The 21,479-nt window shown below is 42.0% G+C and carries 12 protein-coding genes and 1 tRNA gene; 1 reads left to right on the top strand and 12 read right to left on the bottom strand.

Translation table 11 applies throughout. The features are described 5' to 3' along the window. The first annotated feature begins 40 nt into the window (after window positions 1-40). Complete coding sequence (locus B2X33_RS07345; protein WP_296668704.1) at window positions 41-739, top strand: DUF6261 family protein; 699 nt, start codon at window positions 41-43, stop codon at window positions 737-739. A gap of 144 nt (window positions 740-883) precedes the next feature. Here B2X33_RS07345 and purF read toward each other — a convergent pair whose 3' ends face one another. The 12 genes from purF to B2X33_RS07285 form a co-directional block, all read right to left on the bottom strand. Next, window positions 884-2,260 carry an amidophosphoribosyltransferase gene (purF, locus tag B2X33_RS07340; protein ID WP_296018450.1) on the bottom strand — a complete coding sequence of 459 codons (1,377 nt, stop codon included), beginning with the start codon at window positions 2,258-2,260 and terminating at the stop codon, window positions 884-886. A 164-nt stretch (window positions 2,261-2,424) separates the two neighbouring features. Further along, window positions 2,425-6,957 carry a glutamate synthase large subunit gene (gene gltB, locus B2X33_RS07335; protein WP_296668702.1) on the bottom strand — a complete coding sequence of 1,511 codons (4,533 nt, stop codon included), beginning with the start codon at window positions 6,955-6,957 and terminating at the stop codon, window positions 2,425-2,427. Window positions 6,958-7,111: 154 nt separating this feature from the next. Then, window positions 7,112-8,869: an asparagine synthase B gene (gene asnB, locus B2X33_RS07330; RefSeq protein ID WP_296018460.1), complete on the bottom strand. Its 1,758-nt coding sequence runs from the start codon at window positions 8,867-8,869 to the stop codon at window positions 7,112-7,114. 181 nt (window positions 8,870-9,050) lie between these two features. Continuing rightward, complete coding sequence (locus B2X33_RS07325; RefSeq protein WP_296668699.1) at window positions 9,051-10,379, bottom strand: pyridoxal-phosphate dependent enzyme; 1,329 nt, start codon at window positions 10,377-10,379, stop codon at window positions 9,051-9,053. Between the two features lie 144 nt (window positions 10,380-10,523). Continuing rightward, complete coding sequence (locus B2X33_RS07320; RefSeq protein WP_296668697.1) at window positions 10,524-12,038, bottom strand: DUF3943 domain-containing protein; 1,515 nt, start codon at window positions 12,036-12,038, stop codon at window positions 10,524-10,526. Between the two features lie 299 nt (window positions 12,039-12,337). Then, window positions 12,338-12,413, bottom strand: a tRNA-Ile gene (locus B2X33_RS07315). Between the two features lie 91 nt (window positions 12,414-12,504). Next, window positions 12,505-13,251, bottom strand: a complete 747-nt coding sequence (locus tag B2X33_RS07310) for a rhamnogalacturonan acetylesterase (RefSeq protein ID WP_296668695.1) — start codon at window positions 13,249-13,251, stop codon at window positions 12,505-12,507. A gap of 1 nt (window position 13,252) precedes the next feature. Then, complete coding sequence (gene glmS, locus B2X33_RS07305; RefSeq protein ID WP_296668692.1) at window positions 13,253-15,181, bottom strand: glutamine--fructose-6-phosphate transaminase (isomerizing); 1,929 nt, start codon at window positions 15,179-15,181, stop codon at window positions 13,253-13,255. Between the two features lie 64 nt (window positions 15,182-15,245). After that, entirely contained in the window at window positions 15,246-16,661 is a 1,416-nt protein-coding gene (locus B2X33_RS07300) for an HD domain-containing phosphohydrolase (RefSeq protein WP_296668690.1), read from the bottom strand. Beyond that, window positions 16,648-17,769, bottom strand: a complete 1,122-nt coding sequence (locus B2X33_RS07295) for a hypothetical protein (protein WP_296018503.1) — start codon at window positions 17,767-17,769, stop codon at window positions 16,648-16,650. Before B2X33_RS07295 ends, B2X33_RS07300 begins: the two co-directional genes overlap by 14 nt. A 130-nt stretch (window positions 17,770-17,899) precedes the next feature. Continuing rightward, window positions 17,900-19,318, bottom strand: coding sequence for a tRNA uridine-5-carboxymethylaminomethyl(34) synthesis GTPase MnmE (gene mnmE, locus B2X33_RS07290; RefSeq protein WP_296018508.1), 1,419 nt, complete (start codon window positions 19,316-19,318; stop codon window positions 17,900-17,902). Beyond that, window positions 19,299-21,479 (bottom strand): putative glycoside hydrolase (locus tag B2X33_RS07285; protein ID WP_296668687.1); only part of this gene is annotated, 2,181 nt, incomplete at its 5' end. The genes mnmE and B2X33_RS07285, both read right to left, overlap by 20 nt.

The raw sequence follows: 21,479 nt of genomic DNA, 5'->3' as shown, positions 1-21,479 counted from the left end.
AAACTGAAGTTTTAATCTTGACTTTTTATAGGAGGAAAAAATGAACAAAGCAAAAACATCACTTCGCGTCGCAGAGCTCGACACACTTTCTGACGTTCTTGTGCGCCTTTACAAGGACTATTCTTCTGACGCTGACGGAACTATGGCGGAAGACGCAAATCTAAAGGCTGTGATGACAGACGTTGAAAGCCTTTCAGCGGCCCTGACAACGGCAATCAAAAGCGACAAGGTTACAAGCAGCCTTGACGAGGCAGACATCGCAAGGGACGAGGCTGTCAGAAGCCTTTCTGACGCGCTGAACGGCTACGCGGCTCTTCCTATTCCTGAGAAAAAGGCCGCGGCGCAGAACCTTCTCGCAATTTTCCAAAAATACGGAAAGTCAATAACCACAAAGAACTACGCGGAAGAATCATCTTTGATTGAAAGCCTTCTTGAAGACTTCAGCGCAGCGGATGCAAAAGCGAATGTCGAAACTCTTGAAGGCGTCGGCGAGATTATAAAAAACCTTAGAAGCGCGCAGGACAACTTCAACAAAGCGAACGATGAATTTACCCACGCAAGCGTGACAAAAGGGCAAAGCGCGAGCAGCGTGAAAAAGCCGCTTCTTGAAGTCTTGAACACAAGGCTTGTTCCATATCTTTCAGCTGTCGCTTTATCTGGCGGCTACAAGGAATTCGCCCTAAAATGCGGCGCGGAAATAGACAAGGCTAACGCCGCTGTAACCGGCAGAAAAAAATAAAATATAACTCAAACAGAAAAGGCGGAATCCCGATAACAGGATTCCGCCTTTTTTCTATCAAAAAATAAAAAAATGCCGCCTCTTGCAAAAGTTTGTTTTCTTTTAGGGCAGCCAGATTTTTTAACTTTTTGAACAAAACTTATATTAAACCGGATATTCGCCGTTAAAGCAGCCCTTGCAAAAACTGTCTCCGCCCAAAGCCTTTATCATTCCGTCCAGACTTATAAACGCAAGAGTATCCGCTCCAATTTCCTTGCAAATTTCATCGACCTCATGCATGCTCGAAATCAGCTCGTTTTTGCTTGGAGTGTCGATTCCCAAATGGCACGGAAATTTTACTGGCGGCGAGCTTACCCTAAAATGGACTTCCTTTGCGCCAGCCCTTCTCAAAATCTGAACAAGCCGCCTGCTTGTGGTTCCGCGGACAATAGAATCATCAATTACAACGACTTTTTTTCCGCGCAAATCGCTCGAAATCGCATTCAGCTTTACAAAAACCATATTTTCGCGTTCTTTTTGCGTCGGCGCAATAAAGGTGCGTCCAATATATTTATTCTTGACAATTCCAGTCACATAAGGAATTCCGCTCGCTTTTGAATATCCCATCGCGGCGCCAATTCCGCTGTCTGGAACTCCAACGACAACATCAGCCTCGACAAAACTTTCAAGGGCAAGAGCCTGTCCCATTCTGTACCGCGCTTCCTGGACAGGAATTCCATCAATAACGCTGTCCGGTCTTGAAAAATAAACATATTCAAAAACGCATGTTTGCTTACGGTTTTTTACATCAATTGAGGAGGAATGAATTCCGTCTTTATTGATAATAATAATTTCTCCAGGCTTAATGTCGCGGATAAGTTCTCCATTCACCGAATCAATCGCGCAGCTTTCGCTTGCAAGAATATAACCGCCCGGCTTGCCGTCAACTTCAGGCAATTTTCCAAGGCACAAAGGGCGAATTCCGTTCGGGTCGCGCACGCCAATTAAAGAATCCTGGGTCAAAATGCACAAGGCATACGAACCTTTTATAAGCTGCATCGTTCCGTGAATCGCATTTTCGATTCCTTTTTTGTACGAACGCGCAATCAATTTTAAAATAACTTCAGTGTCGCTTGTCGAATTAAAAGTGCTTCCCGAATCTTCGAGCATTTCGCGCAAGGGCTCATAATTTACGAGCTGACCGTTGTGGGCCAGGGCAATCGAACCAAGCTTAAAGCTGTTCAGCATCGGCTGGGCATTTTCAATCGTCCGTCCGCCAGCCGTTGCATAGCGCACATGTCCAATCGCAATTCTTCCCTTCAATTCTTCAAAATCTTCTTTATGAAAAACGTCGCCGACAAGCCCCATTTCTTTTTTCAATTTTAAAGTCTGCCCGTCGCTAGCGACAATTCCTGCGCTTTCCTGACCTCTATGCTGCAAACTTACAAGCGCAAAATACGCCATCGAAGAAGCAGTCGAGTCACTTTCGAGATTTTCCGGCCTGAATATTCCACAGACGCCACATTCATCTTTTAATCCCATTTTAAAACTCCAGTTTTTGGGCGGCTTTTGTTTCGCTTTGCTGCACAAAATCGGGTGCTTCAGGGTTCCGGCTTTTCGCCTCCAATATTTTTGCTCTGGTTTCGCAAAGCTCAACCGCCGCAAAAACATCGCTTTCGCGCCCTTCCGCCCCCTGCCGCATTTTCTTACGCAGTAACTTTCTTAAAAGCGCTCATCACAGCGTCTTCGTAATTTTCTCCAGATTCTTCAGCCAGCCGAATTTCCGTCATCATTCTCAAATAGTCGTTTGGAATAATTTTCTTGAACTTCGGAATATAATTTTCCCATTCTTCAAGAATTTTCTTTGCCTTTTTAGAATCAGTTTCTTCGTAATGCTGCTCAATCAAATCTTTTAAAATTTCACAATCAGTTGTATTTCTGGCAACAGTTGTCTCATCGTCCAGATCATACATCGTTACCATTTCTTTGTTCAACCGTTTGTAAAGGTCGTGTTTTTCATCAAGAATATAGGCGACTCCGCCCGACATTCCTGCGCAAAGGTTTTTGCCGGTTTTTCCGAGAATCACTGCCATTCCTCCGGTCATATATTCAAGTCCGTGGTCGCCGCAGCCTTCAGAAACAACAGTTGCCCCGGAATTCCGCACGCAAAACCTTTCCCCGGCGACTCCGTTTATAAAACCTTTTCCGCTCGTTGCTCCAAAAAATGCGACATTTCCGACAATAACGTTTTCATCCGCCTCGCCTTCAAAATCTTCCGACGGCTGCACGGCAATTTTTCCGCCGCTAAGACCTTTTCCGACAGCATCGTTTGCATCTCCAGAAAGACGCAGTGTCAGTCCTTTTGGAATAAATGCTCCGAACGACTGTCCGGCTCCGCCCGTAAAATGAACAACATATCTGTCTTCTTCCAAAGAAATTCCGTATTTTTCCTGAATTACAGAACCTAAAATAGTTCCTGCGGTTCTGTCCGTGCACTGAACATCGTATTTGAGGGTCGTAAGCCGCGAATTGTCCATTACCGGCAAAAGTCTGAGCGCATCAATGCTAAATTCAAGAGATTCTTTTTCATCCTTGAGTTTTCCGTTTTCAAAATGTGTTTTCCAGGTATCGTCCGTGGGAGAAAGAATCCGGCTTATATCCAAAAGATTTGCCCTGCTAAATCCCTGTTTTTTCTTCAATTTGAGCAAATCTGTTCTTCCGACAAGCTCTTCGACTGAGCGAATTCCAAGTTTTGCCATAATTTCGCGAATTTCCTGGGCAACATAGCGCATAAAGTTTTCGACATACTCAGGTTTTCCAGGAAATTTTGCGCGAAGTTTCTCGTTCTGAGTCGCAACTCCAAACGGACAGGTGTCGAGATTGCAGACTCTGAGCATTTTACAGCCCATTACAATAAGAGGCGCAGTCGCAAAACCAAATTCTTCCGCGCCCAAAATTGCAGCAATTGCAACATCGCGGCCGTCCATAAGTTTTCCGTCAGTTTCGAGCCGGACAAGACCGCGCAAATTGTTCTGGATCAAAGTCTGATGAGTCTCTGCAAGTCCCATTTCCCACGGAAGTCCTGCATGATGAATAGAGCTTATCGGAGCAGCTCCAGTTCCGCCGTCATGACCAGAAATCAAAATAATCTGAGCGCCGGCCTTTGCAACGCCAGCCGCAATAGTTCCAACCCCGGCTTCGCTTACAAGTTTTACAGAAATATCAGCTTTTCTGTTTGCATTTTTCAAGTCGTAAATAAGCTGAGCCAAATCTTCAATCGAATAAATATCGTGATGAGGAGGAGGCGAAATCAAAGAAACTCCAGGAGTTGCGTAGCGGGTACGGGCAATCCACGGATAAACTTTTTTGCCCGGCAAATGTCCGCCTTCTCCCGGTTTTGCGCCCTGAGCACATTTTATTTGAATTTCTTTTGCAGAAAGCAAATATTCCTCAGTAACGCCAAAACGTCCAGAAGCAACCTGTTTTATTGCCGAAGAATATTCTGTTCCAAAACGGTCAGGATTTTCTCCGCCCTCACCAGAATTTGATTTTCCGTGCAAGCGGTTCATTGCAACAGCAAGACATTTATGCGCTTCTTCCGAAATTGAACCGTAACTCATTGCCCCAGTCTTAAAACGCTTTACAATTTCCTCAACGCTTTCAACTTCGCTTATGTCAACTGGCACAGCATTTTCAAAATCAAACTGAACCAAAGCGCGCAAAGTGTGAGGATGCGAACTGTCATCAACCATTGCCGAATAGGCCTTAAATTTTTCATAATCGCCAGACTGGCAGCTTTCCTGCAAAACTTTTATCAACTGTGGCGTAATCAAGTGGTCTTCGCAAGTTTCTCCAGCCTTGTATTTGTGCTCGCCGAGCATATCAAGTTTCATAAGACGGTTGTTTACAGTCAGCAGGTCTTCAAGTTTTTCTACGTAAGCAGAAGAATGACGGAAATTTATGTCCTCTTCGATTTCTTTTAAACCGATTCCGCCAATTCGGCTTACAGTGTTTGTAAAATATTTTTCGGTAAGTTCTTTAGAAATACCAACTGCTTCAAAAATTTGAGCCGACTGATACGACTGCAAGGTCGAAATTCCCATTTTTGCGGCAATTTTTACAATTCCGTTCATAATCGCCTTGTTGTAGTCGTCAATCGCAGTATGATAATCCTTGTCCAAAAGTTTTTTATCAATGAGTTCAGAAATACATTCGTGCGCAAGATAAGGATTTATAGCACGGGCGCCGTAACCAAGACACATTGCCGCCTGATGCACATCGCGAATTTCGCCAGATTCCAAAATTACAGAACAAAGAGTCCGTCTTTTTGTACGGATTAAATGCTGCTCAACTGCGCTAACTGCCAGCAAAGACGGAATTGCGGCATGGCTTTCGTCAACACCGCGGTCGCTCAAAATTACAATGTTAAAACCTTCGCCGTAAACTTTATCAATTTGTCCGCAAAGATTTTCAACCGCTTTTTCAAGAATTTTTCCGTCTGCAAGATGACTTTCCACATCTTTTGGAAAATCATAAAGCAGGCTTACTTTTGTCGCGCGCAAACCTTTTTGATTGAGCGCGCTGATTTTTAAAAGGTCAACTCCTGTCAAAATCGGGTTGTTTATTTCGAGAACATGGCAATTTTTTCCAGCAGGATGAAGAATATCTCCGTCAGAACCAACATAAACCGTCGTATCCGTCACGATTTTTTCGCGCAAAGAGTCAATCGGCGGATTTGTAACCTGAGCAAAAAGCTGCTTAAAATAATTGAACAGCGGCGGATGTTTTTCCGACATGACAGCAAGCGGAGTATCGATTCCCATAGCGCCAGTCGGTTCTACACCGTTTTTTGCCATTGGAAGAATCATTTCATTGACATCTTCCAAACACCAGCCAAAAGCCTTGTAAAGCTTGTCGCGCTCATCCTGAGTGCTTACAGGAATTTTTTTGTTCGGAATTTTAAGAGAATGAAGAGGAATAAGATTTTGACTAAGCCATTCGCCATAAGGAAATTTAGAGGCATACAAATCTTTAATTTCGTCATTAGAAATCAGTCGCTTTTTCTTCATATCAACAAGAAGAATTTTTCCAGGTTCAAGGCGGCTTTTAGTCACGATATTGCTTTCCGGAATATTCAAAACGCCGACTTCTGAAGAAAGAATCAGCATGTTGTCCTTTGTAATATAATACCGGCTCGGGCGCAGTCCGTTTCGGTCAAGGGTTGCGCCAAAAATTTCACCATCACTAAACAAAATCGCGGCAGGTCCGTCCCAAGGCTCCATCATCGTCGCCCAATAATGATAAAAATCTTTGCGTTCCTGGCTCAGCGAATTGTCATGTTTCCACGCCTGAGGAATACACATCAAAACCGCCTGCGGAAACTCCATTCCGTTCATTACATAATATTCGAGAGTATTGTCGAGCATTGCAGAATCCGAACCGCTCAGGTCAATTTCGCCGTTGCGGGCAAGCATGCGGTCTGCATTTCCGCGGATTGTGTTGATTTCACCGTTGTGCGCAATAAATCTGTTAGGATGAGCACGCTGCCAGCTAGGATTAGTGTTTGTCGAAAAACGCGAATGGACAATTCCCACGGCAGAAACATAATCGTCAGACAGAAGATCTCTGTAAAAAGTCCTCAACTGCTGAACCAAAAACATCCCTTTATAAACAATCGTCCTGCTCGAAAGCGAACAAATGTACGTTTTTGCAGGTTTTGAATCATTTTTTTCAAAAGATCTTCTCAAACCGTATAAAAGCTTGTCAAAATCAAGCCCTTTTTTACACTCGGCAGGCTTTTCAACAAATCCCTGAATAATCGTCGGCATACACTCAAGCGCTTTTTCGCCCAAAACATCGCTCAAAACAGGAACTTTTCTCCAGCCCAAAAATTTCAGTCCAAAAGCCGAACATTCCGCTTCAAAACGCGACTGTTCCGCTTCAACCTCTACCTCGTCCTGAGGAAAGAAAAATTGTCCTATTCCGTATTCGCCTTCATCACCAAGCACAATTCCTGCTTCGCCGGCAGTTTCCTTAAAAAAATCATGGCAAATCTGAAGCAAAATTCCAACACCGTCGCCGGTTTTTCCGGAAGCGTCCTTTCCAGCCCTGTGTTCAAGTTTTTCGACAATAGAAAGTGCCCTGTCAACGACTTTCCGGCTTTTTATTCCCTCAATGCTAACAACAGCGCCAATTCCACAGTTATCGTGTTCAAAAGAAGGTTCATAAAGTGTATTCATCTAATATTCTCCAGAATAAATTCTCCAAATTTTCGGGCGTCCCGGCACTGCGTGCCGTCGGGCTTTCCGGGGTTCCGCGGCAAAGCCGCTCCATTGCTAAACGCAACGGCTCCGCCGCCCCTCCAATCCCTGACGCAAGTGTATTCAAAAAAAATCAATATGCCTTGTCATGAACTCCGGCAATTGCGCGTCCGCTAGGTTCGTCCATATTTTTCCAAGCTTCGTCCCATTCAAGAGCCTTTGCTGTCGAACATGCGACTCCGGCTTCATGCGGAACAACTTTAGCGGCACTGTCGCTCGGAAAAAGCTTGCTGTAAATTTCGCGGTAATAATATTCTTCCTTTGTCTTAGGCGTATTAACCGGAAAACGATTTTCACGGCGTTCAAATTCAGCATCGCTTATCTTTTCTTCTGTCAGTTTTTTAAGGGTGTCAATCCAGTTATATCCAACACCGTCAGAAAACTGTTCTTTCTGACGCCAGCAAATTTCTGCAGGAAGCATATCTTCAAAAGCCTTTCGCAAAATCCATTTTTCCATTCTCTGTTTTCCGTCCAAAAGGCGGATATTCATTTTGTCAGCCGGATTTAAGCGCATTGCAATATCAATAAATTCCTTGTCCAAAAACGGGACACGGCCTTCAACTCCCCAGGCCATAAGCGATTTATTCGCGCGCAAACAGTCATAAAGGTGCAGTTTGCTCATTTTGCGTACGAGTTCTTCATGAAACTCTTTGGCGTTCGGCGCCTTATGAAAATACAAGTATCCGCCAAAAAGCTCATCGCTTCCTTCGCCGCTCAAAACCATTTTTATTCCCATAGCCTTTATTGCGCGGGCAAGCAGATACATTGGAGTCGAAGCACGGACAGTCGTAATGTCATAAGTTTCAATGTGGTAAATCACATCTTCCAAAGCATCCAAAGCTTCCTGAATCGTAAAGTGAATTTCGTGATGAATCGTTCCAATGTAATCAGCCGCTTTTTTTGCAGCAATCAAATCCGGAGAACCTTCAAGCCCAATCGCAAAAGAATGCAGCTGCGGCCACCAAGCTTCTTCCTTCGAGCCAGTTTCTATGCGTTTTTTTGAATATTTTTGAGTAATTGCGGCAATAATAGATGAGTCCAAACCGCCAGAAAGCAAAACTCCATAAGGAACGTCAGACATAAGCTGTTTTTTTACTGCTGCTTCAAGTCCGTTACGCAAATTTTCAATAATTGCAGGATTTATAACTTCGCCCTTTTCGTTCGTAGCCTTAGGATTGTCCTTTACATTGTCAAAACTTTCCCAGTCGCGTTTATACCAGCGCACAATTTTTTTGTCTGGCGAATACAAATAGCATCCGTTCGGAAATTCTTCGATTGTCTGACATTCGCCTTCCAAAGCCTTTAGTTCGGACGCAACAAAATATCTTCCCTGCTTGTCCCAGCCCTGATACAAAGGAATTACACCAATTTCGTCACGAGAAACCAAATAGACATCCTTTTCAGAATCATAAAGCGCAAAAGCAAAAATTCCAGAAAGTCTTTCTATCATCTCAGAAAAATTTTTTCCGTTCGCAACACATTCCTTGTAAAGAGGGATTATAACTTCGCAGTCCGACATTGTTTTAAAATTATACTTTCCCTTGAATTCTTCGCGAATTTCTTGATGGTTGTAAATTTCGCCGTTTACAGCAAGAATAATTTTTCCATCATCGCTTACAAGCGGCTGTTTTCCAGAAAAAGGGTCTACAATTGCAAGCCTTTCGTGGCTCAAAATCGCATTGTCCCCAGTGTAAACGCCAGTCCAATCCGGTCCACGATGCCGAATCGTTCTCGACATATCAAGGACCTGTTTTCTAAGCTGTTCCTTAAGACCTTCATCAATCGGCTGAGAGCCGGAATTTAAATCAAATGCACCTACAAATCCACACATAGACACCTCCAGTAAAAGCCGCCTTTCAAAAAAAATGACTTTTGTTTTTCTGGTTAAAAATAAAAAGGCCGTAGACATTTTTCTAAAAACTAGAAAATTATCTACGGCCTCTTTGCCTTAGCAGTTTTATATTACAAAATTGAATATTTTTTGGCAAGTGCACAAAATTTTTATGCAATTTTTAGTTATGCCCGCTGTCAAAACCGCAAAACATCTTCATCAAGTCCACAATTTCTTTTGTTTCTTTGACAGTTTTTTGGTTCAATTTTACTTCGCTCAAAGCCTTTTCAACATTTTTGCCCATTTGAGGAGCAATTCCTGTCGTATGGCGGACATATTCTGTGCTTAAAGACGGATCATCGCGTTCTATAAGCACAACAGTCGAATCATCTTCTTCCAAAAACTCACGGCGTTTTTTTATCGCGGCATACGCTCCAGAAGTGTTTTTGTCCGCAAAAATTGAATATTTCATAAAAAGTTCACGGCAGGCTTCGTCGGCTTCAAAATCGCTTACATCTGCAGGATAAACAAAATTTTTGAGCATGAGGCTGTTGCGGCTAAAAATATCTTCAAGCCGTTCAAGATTGGAAGGGCTTGCAGGATCTGAGCGGGAACGCTTTTCAAAAGGAACCATATCGTCAGGCACGGAACAAAGCCCTGTAGGATCGAGCACAAGACTTGCAGTTGTCGGGCAGATAAATCCATTCACAGGCAAACTCAAGCGCCAGCTGTAAAGCCCTGCAACAAGGTTGCTGTAATTTCCGCAAGGCATTGCATAATAAATGTCGGAATAAACTTCTTTTTTTAACCGGGTAAAAGCGTACGGATAAAAAAACAGCTGTGGCATAAGGCGGCCGATATTTGCTGTGTTTGCAACGGTAAGATGAAAGTTTTCGACCAGCTGTCTGTCGTCGAAAATCTCCCTTACAATTTTGTGGCAGTCGGCTTCTGTTCCGTCAACTTCGACAGGAAGAATATTGCCTCCGTTCCAGACAAAATCGCTTTCTTCAAGACCGCGGACCATGCCTTTTGGATAAACCAAAACCGCTTTTACATGCTTTTTTCCGCGCAAAAACTGAGCAAGGCTTGCTCCAAGCTCGCCGACAGTCGCATCCAGAAAAGTCGAAAAACCGCCGTTCAATGCGTGGATTGTTTCGATGCAGTTTACAAGAAACGAAATTCCAAAGTCCTTATGGCTTCCAGTCGGAGTATTGTAAAGTTTTAACGAATAAAATCTTTCGTCTATTTTTTTTACTTCCGGCGTAAAAGTAAACGCTTTTGAGGCTATCGTTTCGCAAATAATCGGAGAGAATTCGTCATTTATGCAGGCAGAAGTCAAAGTTCCTGCAATATTTGCAAACGAAGTGTTAGAATCCGCATATAAAATCCACCGTCTTAAATCCGCCGTAATTTCAGGAACATAAAGTCCGCCGTCAGAAGGCAGGCAGTCCAATACAGCTTTTTCAAAATCGGCAGAATTCTTTGAATTTCTAGTGCTGACAAATTTCATTTTTTCTCCCAAAAATTTACAAATGTGGCAAGGATTGTATGGGCGGCGAAGCCGTTGTCGGCTGCTTGCAACCGGTAATGCAGGCGAAAGCCGGAACCCAGAAAAGCCTGATTTTTGCGCAGCAAAAAGCCACCCAAAAAAAAGCTACTTTAACTGAAGTTTTGCAAAAACCCTTGCTGTATTCACAATATAACGCAAATCGCCGGCAGTATCAGTATCGTTATAACGCGTAAATTTTCCAAAAAGCTCGTCGCGAAGTCCAATCCGCACTTTTTTTGAAACAGGAACTTCTACGCTTGCAGACAAAAGCCCGAAAAATTCCCAGCCTGTGCTGCAAAAACTCTGAAGCTGATTTTTAAAGTCGTACATTGCGTAACCTCTAAAATCAAGACCGCAGGCAAATCCATTTTCCGCCGCATATTTTAATTTTAAAACAGATTCAAAACCTACAGTATCGTTGTATCCGCAAGAAACTCCGTCCGGCTCAGGAATAACCTTGCGCTGATAATAATAAAAATCTGTATTTCCAAGCAAAATTCCTGCAAGCATTGCCTGCCACTCAAAAGCTCTGTCCTCGCCGTTAAAACGCTGCTTAAACGCAAAACCCGGAGCAAGCGAAGAAAAAACATACAACGACTGCCAGTCAAAATCGTAGAGCATTACGGCGCCGACAGAAGTATCGACATTTTGGCCTAAGTCCAGCTCGCGCGCAAAGAACATTCCGTCCGAAAGAATGCGGATGTCGTAGAATAATTTTTCGTCAACATCTTCGTAAGCGCAGTATGAGCCTTTTCCAGAGCCTTTTCCGATTCCGCCTTGAACTTCCAGCGTAAACTGGTCATAAGGACGGTTTGAATCGTGGCGGTACGGATCGTTGTACTCAACCTTAAACTCAACCATTCCAAAAAGAGGAAATGCTTCGTGCTCAGGATATTCATATTTTTTGTCTTTAAGGTGAACTCCTGCATTTACGTTTCCAATATCAACGCCGAGCGACAAACTGTGAATATGTCCTCCAGTCTTTTTTGGCTTGATTCCCCAAAGATATTCAGTCCAAAGCCGCTGAGGGTTTATCGCGATTTTTAAAAGCGAATTGATTTCTTCCGCCTCAATGCTCAGACGGTAGAACATTTCACCGACAGCAAACGAACCAACGCTCGTAAAAACCATGTCGTTTTTTGAAGGCGCATTTGTTTCGCAAAGATACTCCCAAGTATAAGAACCAAGAGCCGTAATCAAAAACGACTCAAGCTGATTTAAATTTGAACCGCGGGAAGCCATATAATACATAGAACCCTGATAAGGATGCAGAAAAAAGTTTGTCCAATACCAGTCGCGGTCCCAGGACATCTCCCGCTCCCAAAAGTGATTCCATTCGTCCCAGCCTGTTTTTGCCCAGTTTGAACCAATCATATAACGGTTCCATGTTGCAAGCAGAACGTTAAATCCGAGCGCGCCAGTCAAGGCAACAAAAGGATGTTTTCTTTCATTCCATTCACCAGTCCAGCCGCCAAAAAACGGAGTTTCCTCATCACTCAAAACAGAAGCGCTAAAAACAATTTCTCCATCATAAACCGCATTTTCTGCATTTTGAGCCGGCAAAAGAGAAGCCATAACAAAAAAAAGACAAGCTCCAAAAACAAATTTTGAACTTTTCATACAAAATCCTTACAAATTATATTGATTTTAAGTTTAGCAAAAATTAAATAAAAGTTAAATTTAGATTTTTTTTTATTTTGGACGGCATTTTAGAAAAAAGTCTCATCCGCCTGTTTTTAACATTTATCAACTCAAAAACCGGCTGCTATGGATTCCGCTTCCGCTACATTCAGGACGGCATTTTCACAAATGCCGTCCTGAACTAAAGTCCGCCGCATCCGGCGTACATTGGCTTTTATTTTTTTATAAAAAAGATGCTGTGCTTACAAAAAAAATTGCCCGACAAGTCGGGCAATTTTTGGGCCATCCAAGACTTGAACTTGGGTAAGACCCGGCTTATAAGGCCGGCGCTACAACCAGCTTAGCTAATGGCCCTGGTTGTAGAGGCTTATGACCTGATACTTTTTTGATTATATCAAAAAACAGCGGTTGCCGTCAATTAAGCAAGCCCAAAACTCGCAAAAATTTACCAGAAGAGTTTTTCGTCATCAATTTCCCGGTCGGAATAAATTCCTTTTATGCAGACTTTTTCTGCCAAAACTTTGTATTCGCTCCAGCTGTCCTTTATTTTTAAAAGTGCCATAACAAAAAGCCGGCAAACACAGTATGCTCCGTCGCAGCGCAAATGGCTGTCGTCGCTTTTTCCGTCAGGATAGTTCTCAAAAATTCCGGCGTCAAAATTCATAAAAAAACGGCGACTATTTTCTTTTCCGCATTTTTCAAAATATTCTGTCGAAAGAGCCGTAAGGTCAATGCAGGGAATTTTTAATTCGGCGGCGGTTTCTAAAATCGCAGTCGGATAAAGTCCGTGGCTGTTTTCTATTTTATTTTCAGAAACAAATTTTCGTCTTGCTACAGGCGTCAAAAAAATTGGCTTTACACCTTTTTTTTCTAGTTCTTTAGCCATAAAACTTAAGTTTTTTCTAAATTCTCCGCCTTTTTCTGGAGAAGCATAGCGCTCCGGATCATTTGATTTTTCGTCATTATGGGCAAACTGAATTAAAGCAAAATCGCCTGGCTGCGCCTGCTCCAAAACTTTTTTGAACCGGCCTTCGGCAATAAAACTCTTTGAACTTCTTCCGTTGCGCGCAAAATTCAAAATTTGAGTTCCGGTTTCAAAAAATCTGTCCAACAACTGAACCCAGCCTGTCTGAGGATAAGAAGTCCAGTCGTTGTACTGCATTATGCTGTCGCCCAAACACAAAATCCGCATTTTATTCTACCGTAACGCTCTTTGCAAGATTGCGCGGCATATCAGGGTTAAGACCTTTTTGAACAGCGCAATAATAAGCAAAAAGCTGAGCTGGAATTACAGAAATTATCGAAGCCAAGTCGTTTTCACATTTTGGGATCTGAATTGTCGTATCAGCACAGTTTTTAAAAGCTCCGCTGCAATCCTGGGTAATTACAAGAGTTGCGGCTCCACGGGCTTTTACTTCGAGAATATTAGATGCAATTTTTTCATAAAGAGCAGGTTCCGTCGCAAGCGCAACAACCAAAGTAGAATTATCAACAAGAGCGATCGGCCCATGCTTTAGTTCTCCGGCTGCGAATGCTTCGCTGTGCATGTAGCTTACTTCTTTTAATTTGAGCGCGCATTCCATTGAAGAAGCGCTGTCGAACAGTCGTCCAATATAAAATATTTTTTCTTTATTGAACTGTTCGGACGCAAATTTTTGGATTACCGGCTGATTTTCTACAATCTGCTTTGCTTTTTCAGGAATTTCTTCAAGCTGTTTTAAAAGCTTTAAATAATCGTCTTTTGCAATCGTTCCCCGGACTTCGCCCATTTTGATTGCAAGCAAGTAAAGGCACATCAACTGTGTCGTATAAGCTTTTGTCGAAGCAACTGCGATTTCCGGACCTGCCCATGTGTAAATAACACGGTCTGCTTCGCGGCTTACGCTCGAACCGACAGTATTTGTAATTGCAATAACTTTTGCGCCGCATTTTTTAGCAATTCTCAAAGCTTCGAGAGTGTCGGCTGTTTCGCCAGACTGGCTTATTACAATAAAAATATCGTCCTTTTTTAAAATCGGGTTTCTGTAGCGGAATTCTGAAGCGGCGTCCACAACAACAGGAATTCTTGCAAATTTTTCAAATGCGTAACGGCCAACCATTCCTGCATAAGAAGCAGTTCCGCAGGCAGTGATTACGATTCGTCCGGCATTTTTCCAGTTTTCATCAAAATCGAATTCATCAAACTTTATATCCACAGGAACATTATTCTCGATTACAAGGCGCGGACGCAAAGTGTCTGTCAGGGCTTTTGGCTGCTCGTGAATTTCTTTAAGCATAAAGTGAGCATAACCGTCTTTTTTTGCGGCAGACAAATCCCATTCAACATGCGAAGGTTTTCTTATGATTTTTTCGCCGTCTTCGTTGAATAAATCAACATGGTCTGCATAAAGAACGGCAACTTCTTTTTGCTCAAGATAATAAACTTCGCGGGTATATTCAAGAATTGCAGGAACATCGCTCGCTATAAAATTTTCACCATTGCCAACACCGACAATCAGAGGACAATCTTTTCGTGCGGCAATAACTCTGTCTGGAAAATCCTTGCACACAACACCGAGCGCATAACTTCCTTCAAGTTTTTTAAGAGCCTGCAAAACTGCATAAAAAATGTCCTTTTTTTGTTCGTAATAATAATTTATAAGATGTGCGACAACTTCTGTATCTGTCTGGCTTTTAAATACAACGCCCTGACTCTGAAGCCAGTTCTTGATTTTTGCATAATTTTCGATAATTCCATTGTGAACTACGGCAATTGTTCCGCTTACGTTTGTGTGCGGATGAGCGTTTAAATCACTTGGCTCTCCGTGAGTTGCCCAGCGAGTGTGTCCAATTCCGATATTTCCTTTTACAAAATCAGCTGTTTTTTCAATTTGACGCTCATATTCAGCTTCGGCTTTTTCACATTCTTCCTTTGACAAATTTTTAGAATCTTTTACAACTTCGCCTGTAATTTTTTCAACAAGATACTTGATTGCGCCTTTTGCCTTGCGAACGATTATGTCATCGTTTCCCAAAACAGCAATTCCTGCAGAATCGTATCCACGATACTCAAGTTTTTTTAAAGCATTTATAAGAATCGGAGTCGCATTTTTTTCTCCAACATAACCAACAATTCCACACATAACAATCCCCCGTAAAAAAAACCGCTATAAAAATAGCGGTTCAATAATATCGAAAATATGTAATTTAAACAATGGAATCCAATGCTTTTACAACGGTTTCATCATACAAATTCGTCTTTGCAAGCAACTCTTCGATAGCAGTTTCCTTGTCTTTTATCTGACGGTAATTGCGCCGGCTTATGAGGGAATTGTAACTTTCCACAACGTGAATGATTTTTGCAATCTGTGGAATTTCATCTTCCTTTAAGCCGTCTGGATAACCTGAACCGTCTTCATTTTCGTGATGGCTGCTGGCCGCATCTTCAAAAATCTGCATATATTTTTTTGGAACAAAGTCAAAATATTCAGCAGAATTTGAAACGTGGGTTTTAAGCTCATCTTTCTGTTCTTCAGTCAAATTTGCACTAGAAAGAACTTCTTCTGGAACAGACAAAAAACCTGCATCGTAAACCATAGACGCGCAGAAATAAACCATCGCAGTATTTTGGTTTAAGCCGAGGGCAATAGAAAGTTTGTAAACCAATTCGCTTACGTTCTTTGAGTTGTTTTTTCGGCGGCTTACGCTGTCAATTTTAGAACCGAGCTCTTCGCACTTTATAGCAAGAATTTTTAATTCTTCCTTGTCTTCTTCGCTCATTTCTGGAGCCGGAAGCGCGTCAACTCCCCATCGGCTGCTTCCTGCAGAACGAAGTCCCGGACCTCCAAGCCTCTGCAAATCCGTAACATTTCCGAGAAGCAGCTGGCTGTTTTGCTGCGTCATTCCCTGAACAAGCTTTAAAGTTTCCGTAAACTGCATTGACTGACGGGCACTTGCTTTTGCTGCAGCGCGAATTGCGAGAACTACAACTATAAATACAAAAACAAGGACAATGCAGATAATCAAAACAGCAATTAAAACCATATGATTTGATTTTGCACTCTGTTTTGAAGCTTCGGACATATTTTCACCGAGCTCTACGATTGAGTTCATTACGGATTCCTGGCTTTTCTGCATTGCGTCCATAAAAGAAGACTGGCTTTTTCTATGTTCTTCAAGCTGATTTTGATACATTTTAAGCTGCTCTTCACGTTCGGCTTTTTGCGCGGCTTCTTTTTTTGCCTGAAGCTCCGCTTCCTGCTGAGCATAAATCGCCTTTACTTTTTGCTGGGTTGCGCTGTCTGCAATTACAGGATATTTTTCAAGATTTGCAGTCACATCGCCAAATTTTGAATAATCTCCTGACGATTTTATGCCGTCCAAAACCTTTGAATATATCTGTGTCGCAATAAGAGCGGCATTTGCCGGAATTCCGGAAGATTCATTCAATTTTAAAACCGCATTTATTGTTTTATAAGCATCGTTGTACTGAGCATTTTCATACTGAGTATTTGCCCTTTCAAGATAACGTTTTGTAAGTTCAGCTGTTCCCGACTGGGCAAAAACCGAAACTGCTGTAAAAATCAACGCAACAAATGAACAAACTTTTTTAATTTTTAACATTTCCTACTCCAATCGAAATAATTCCTTTTGCACGGTTATCGATTCCTTCATCCTTTATAAAAAGCGTATCAACAAGTCCGAGTTTTAAACCGATTCTTGTTCTTTCGTTTTCAGTAAGCGGGAGCATTACAGAAAAACCTGCTTCCATACTGGATTTTAAATCATCGTACGCAAAATGACCTAAATAATAGTCATAATACATATCAACTGCGGTCGAACCAAGCATCATATTAAAAAGGCCAATTCCAAAAACTGGAGAGAAAAATGTTTCTACAGAACCAGTTTCGACCTCTGTCTGGGCGCCAAGCCCTTGAACAGCCGCTCCAACGCGAAGGAAGAAATTTTTGTTAAACGACGGGAAAGAAATCATCGGGACAAATTTTCCTGTGCTGATTATTTCCTGCTCTCCAGCGCCGAGCGTAAGCATTTCAAAATCTGCAAAAACTTCACCGCCGGCAATATACTCTTCAGTTTTATAGAAAAGATTTGCTCCAAAAGAAAGTCCGTATTTTAGGCTTGAATAACTGTCAGGTTTTGTTACGCTCTGGAAAAGCACATCGGCAATTCCAATGCTCACGTTCCAGTCAATCGATGAAAAAGCTTTTTCCTGATTTATGTAAATTGAAGTTCCTGACGCTGTATTTACACTAGAATAAGTGTCAGATTTTGCAATTTTTGCTTTCGTACGTTCGTTCAAAACGGCAAGTCTTTCTGCTTCCATCCGAAGGCGGTTTTCTTCTGCGCGGCGAGCCGCTTCTTCGCTCAAAATTGCGCGGTCAATATACGAATATAAGTCAACGGCATCAAAATTTTCGAGATTATTGTCAATTACGGCAAGAGTAGCATCGCGCGCAAACTCAAGGTTATTTTCAACAACATATTGTCTTGTCTTTTTTAAAGTGTAAGCCTCGTAAAGGTAATAGTCTTTTGAAGATGAATATTTTTCAAGAACTTTTGAAATATTTTCCGGCGACTGTTCAACAAATGCTAAATCAATCTGAGCATAAACAGAATCAAGCGATTCCTGCGAAAATAAAAATTCCGATCCAAAAATAAAAATGCCGGCAAAGGCGCAAAATTTGAATATTTTTTTTACAGATTTTTCCATGTAAAAATCCTCTCTGATAGATTATTCAATTTTAACACTCAGATTGCGTTAGCGTCAAATAATAGGTTGGGTTTTAATCACATTCGCCCAGATAACCTTGTCAAAATCCACCGCATTTGCCTGCAAAAAATCATTTTCCGACACAAAAATGGCTAAAAATCGAACCCAAAACATCGTCCGGCGTAACTTCGCCCGTTACCTCGCCAAGACTGTCCAAAGAATCTTCCAAATCCTGAACTACAGCGTCAAGACCATAAGTTTCGTCCTTGGCAATTTCCAGAGCATGTTCAATCCTTTCAAGAGCCTGCTCCACGCTCTTTTTTTGGCGTTCCGAACCAAGTCCAGTTTTTTCACTTTTTACAGTCGAATCATTCAGAATCGTCTTTTTTACAAGATTTGTAAGTTCTCCAATTCCAATTCCTTTTTTTGCAGAAATTTTTACAGAGCCTTTTATTCCTTCAGAAGCCAAAACTTCTTCAAAAGATTTTTCATTTCCGCCTGTCAAATCCATTTTATTGAATACGACAATCACCGGAATATTTTTGTTTTTTTCTAAAAATTTTTTATCATCGTCCAGAACGCCTTTGGAAGAATCCACAAGATAAAGAACTAAATCCGCATTTGAAGCCAAATCTTCGGTCAGTTCTACGCCTTTTGCTTCTATTATATCATCTGTCTTTCTAAGTCCGGCAGTGTCAAAAAGCCTGGCAGGAATTCCGTCAAAACTTACCCAGCTTTCAATCCAGTCGCGGGTTGTGCCTTCAATGTCGCTTACAATCGAACGATCTTCCTTCAAAAGCGCGTTAAAAAGTGAAGATTTTCCGGCATTTGTTTTTCCAGCTAGAACAATTCTTGCCCCGTCCTGGTAAATTTTTTCGCTTTTCCATGAAGAAGCAAGCTCGCAAAGACGGTCGCGGGCATTTTCGAGCATTTTCGGGTCAAAACTGTCGGCAATAGTTTCTTCGTCTTCCGGATATTCAATATCAACTTCGATTGCGGCAAGGGTGTCCGTCACAAGAGTTTTTATTGAATCAATTTCTTCAAAAAGCGAACCGCTCAGTCTTCCGGCGGCACGGGAACGGCTGTCGCTGGTTTTAGAATCAATTATTTCGCGAACCGCTTCCGCTTTTGTAAGATCCGACTTGCCGTTTATATAAGCCCTAAAAGTAAATTCGCCTTTTTCTGCCTGACGAAAACCATTTTTTAAGAGCGTTTCAAAAACTGCATTTACAACAGAAACTCCGCCATGACAGGAAATTTCGCACATATCTTCGCCAGTAAAACTTTTTGGAGCGCGAAAAACAGAAATCAAAACCTCGTCAATTTTTTCTGCATTTTCTTCCTCAGATTCTGTATTTTTGTCCAAAATCCAGCCGTAGACGATGGAATTTCCACCGGCTTCTTTTAAGGCCTTTGGTCTTGAGAAAATTTCTGCAATTTTTTCGATACAGTTTTTTCCGCTTGCACGGACAATGCCGAGAGCAGCAGGAGCAAGAGCTGTCGCAATTGCCGCAACCGGTTCATCTAAATTATATCTCGCGTTTGTCAATTTCGTATGCCTGCCAGAGTTTTTTTATGTCGCCAATCGAAGGAAATCCTCCTCCTTTTTTTCCTTCTTTTCCTGCAAGTTCATTTTTTCCGCTGTCCATAATAAATTCGCTTACAGCCTTGTTTTGCAATTTTTCTATATTTTCAAAAGTTTCTATATTTTCTGGATAAAGCAGATTTTTGTTTCCAAGAGCCGGTTTCCTGTATTCTTTTGAGGCTTCGGCTGCAGTTCCGTTATAAGCAGAATTTCCAACATCCGGCAAAATATCGTCGTAGCGGCCAATATTGTTCCAGTACATATATCCACGGTCAACACTGTCGCGCACGCCAAAAATTTGTTTTTGAACATATTCCTGGCCATACCACTGACGGTCATACCGCACATTCAGATAAAAAGCCTGAACCCACGGTCTTATAATAATTCTGTTTCTGCCGATTACAGTGTTTCGGTAAGTTCCGTAATAATAAATTCTGTAAGGCCGTTCAGAATAAGGAGCGTAATCCAAAAAGTTCTGTTCAAAATGACTCGGATAGAACATAGGACAGATTATATCCACATATTCCGAAAGCTGCTCAACGTCCTGTCCAGTTCTAGTTCCTGAACGATACCAGCCGTTTGCGCCGTAAATATCAATTCCAATCGGAGCGTCAATATTTTTTCTGGCATAAGCAAGATAAGAAAGAAGGGCCGATTCCTTGTCCATGCCTTTCTCCTTCCAGCGGAAAACCGCATTTGCCATATTGCGTCCGTCTGTCGGAAAACGGATATAGTCAAACTGAATTTCATCAAATCCGCCGGCAATCAGTTCACGCGCAATCCGCACATTGTAATCCCAAACTTCAGGAGAATACGGATCGACCCAATTCTCGTCATAATATGCCGTTTTCTGACCAATAACATTTCCGTCTTCATCGGTTATATCTTCAAAACCACGAGTTCCAACCCACGCCTTGTTTAAAGTTTTGTCCCAAACCGCATATTTTCCGCCTGCATACTGACTTAGATTTTTGTCCTTAAAAACAACAATTCGCGCAATCAGATAAATTCCGTCTTTTTTCATTTCCGAGACAAAATGCTCTAAATCTATATGGTATCTCGAAATATAACCTTTTTCGATTACAACAGGATCTTTCGCATCGTAACGCAAAAGTCCATAGTCATCTTTCATGTCGATTACAAGACTGTCAAGCTTATTGCCAAGGATAATTTTTTTGTATTTGTCGATTCCAGCCTGAGTTGTCACATGGTTTGCCGGACAGTAAATTGAGCGGCGGTTCAACGCTTTCTGCGCATACTGGTTTGTGCAAAGTTCAGGTTTTAAAAGCCAGAGCTCGCTCAAAGAAATTCCTTCGGAAAGATTTTTTTCGTCAGGAATCCATGCTGAATAAAGAGTGTCGTTCGGTGCAATCGCAGAAAATGTTTTTTTCCACGTATAATAACTCTGAGGAATAGAACCAAGTCCTTGGTTTTGCGGAGAATACGAAGCCACTTCGCCCGGACGGGTATACAAAAGTTCATTTCCGTCCCAAAAAAGACCGTCAATCGTGTCAGCCGGCTCTTTTCCGCTATAAAGAAGTTCCGCCCGTTTTGTCTGCCAATTGAATCTATAAAGCCTTGGCAAAAAAGTCTGGCTCACATAAATCTCAGTAGACGAAGTTCCATCAGAATTTTTTAAAACAACCGGACAAATATCAGCAATTTCGTCAGGATAAGTCTGCCCCTTCATATTGTCAAAACCGCCATTGCAATCTTTCCAGACAGGTTTTGCGCTCTGCGGCTGAATATACGAAAAACCAAAAATCGGATGAGATTCAAAAACCGTAAGAACGCCGCCAACCGTACAAACCGCAACAGCCTTAATTCCAGAAGTCGCGCTGCTCATCGACCCAAGGCTTTTCCAGCTTAATCCGCCGTCATAAGTTATATAAACGCGGTCTTTCGTTGCAGTCACGAGAATCTGAGAATTTTCCGGATGAACTTCCAAATCCTTTAGCTGCGCAGGCCTGTCCACAAAAGAAACCTGATCCAAATTCACTTCCTTCATTTTCAAAAACGGAAGTCCATTATTGCGATATTCAAAATTCTGCAAATCAGAAGAAGTCAAAATTCCACGGCTTGTCAAAAAATACCAGCGCGGGCCGTTTTTTTCAGCCTCGTTTTT

It is taken from the genome of Treponema sp. UBA785, from assembly GCF_002297065.1.
In the GTDB taxonomy this organism is placed as follows: Bacteria; Spirochaetota; Spirochaetia; order Treponematales; family Treponemataceae; genus Treponema_D.
The sequence above is the reverse complement of the archived record's forward strand: the minus strand, read 5'-3'. Positions and strand labels throughout refer to the sequence as shown.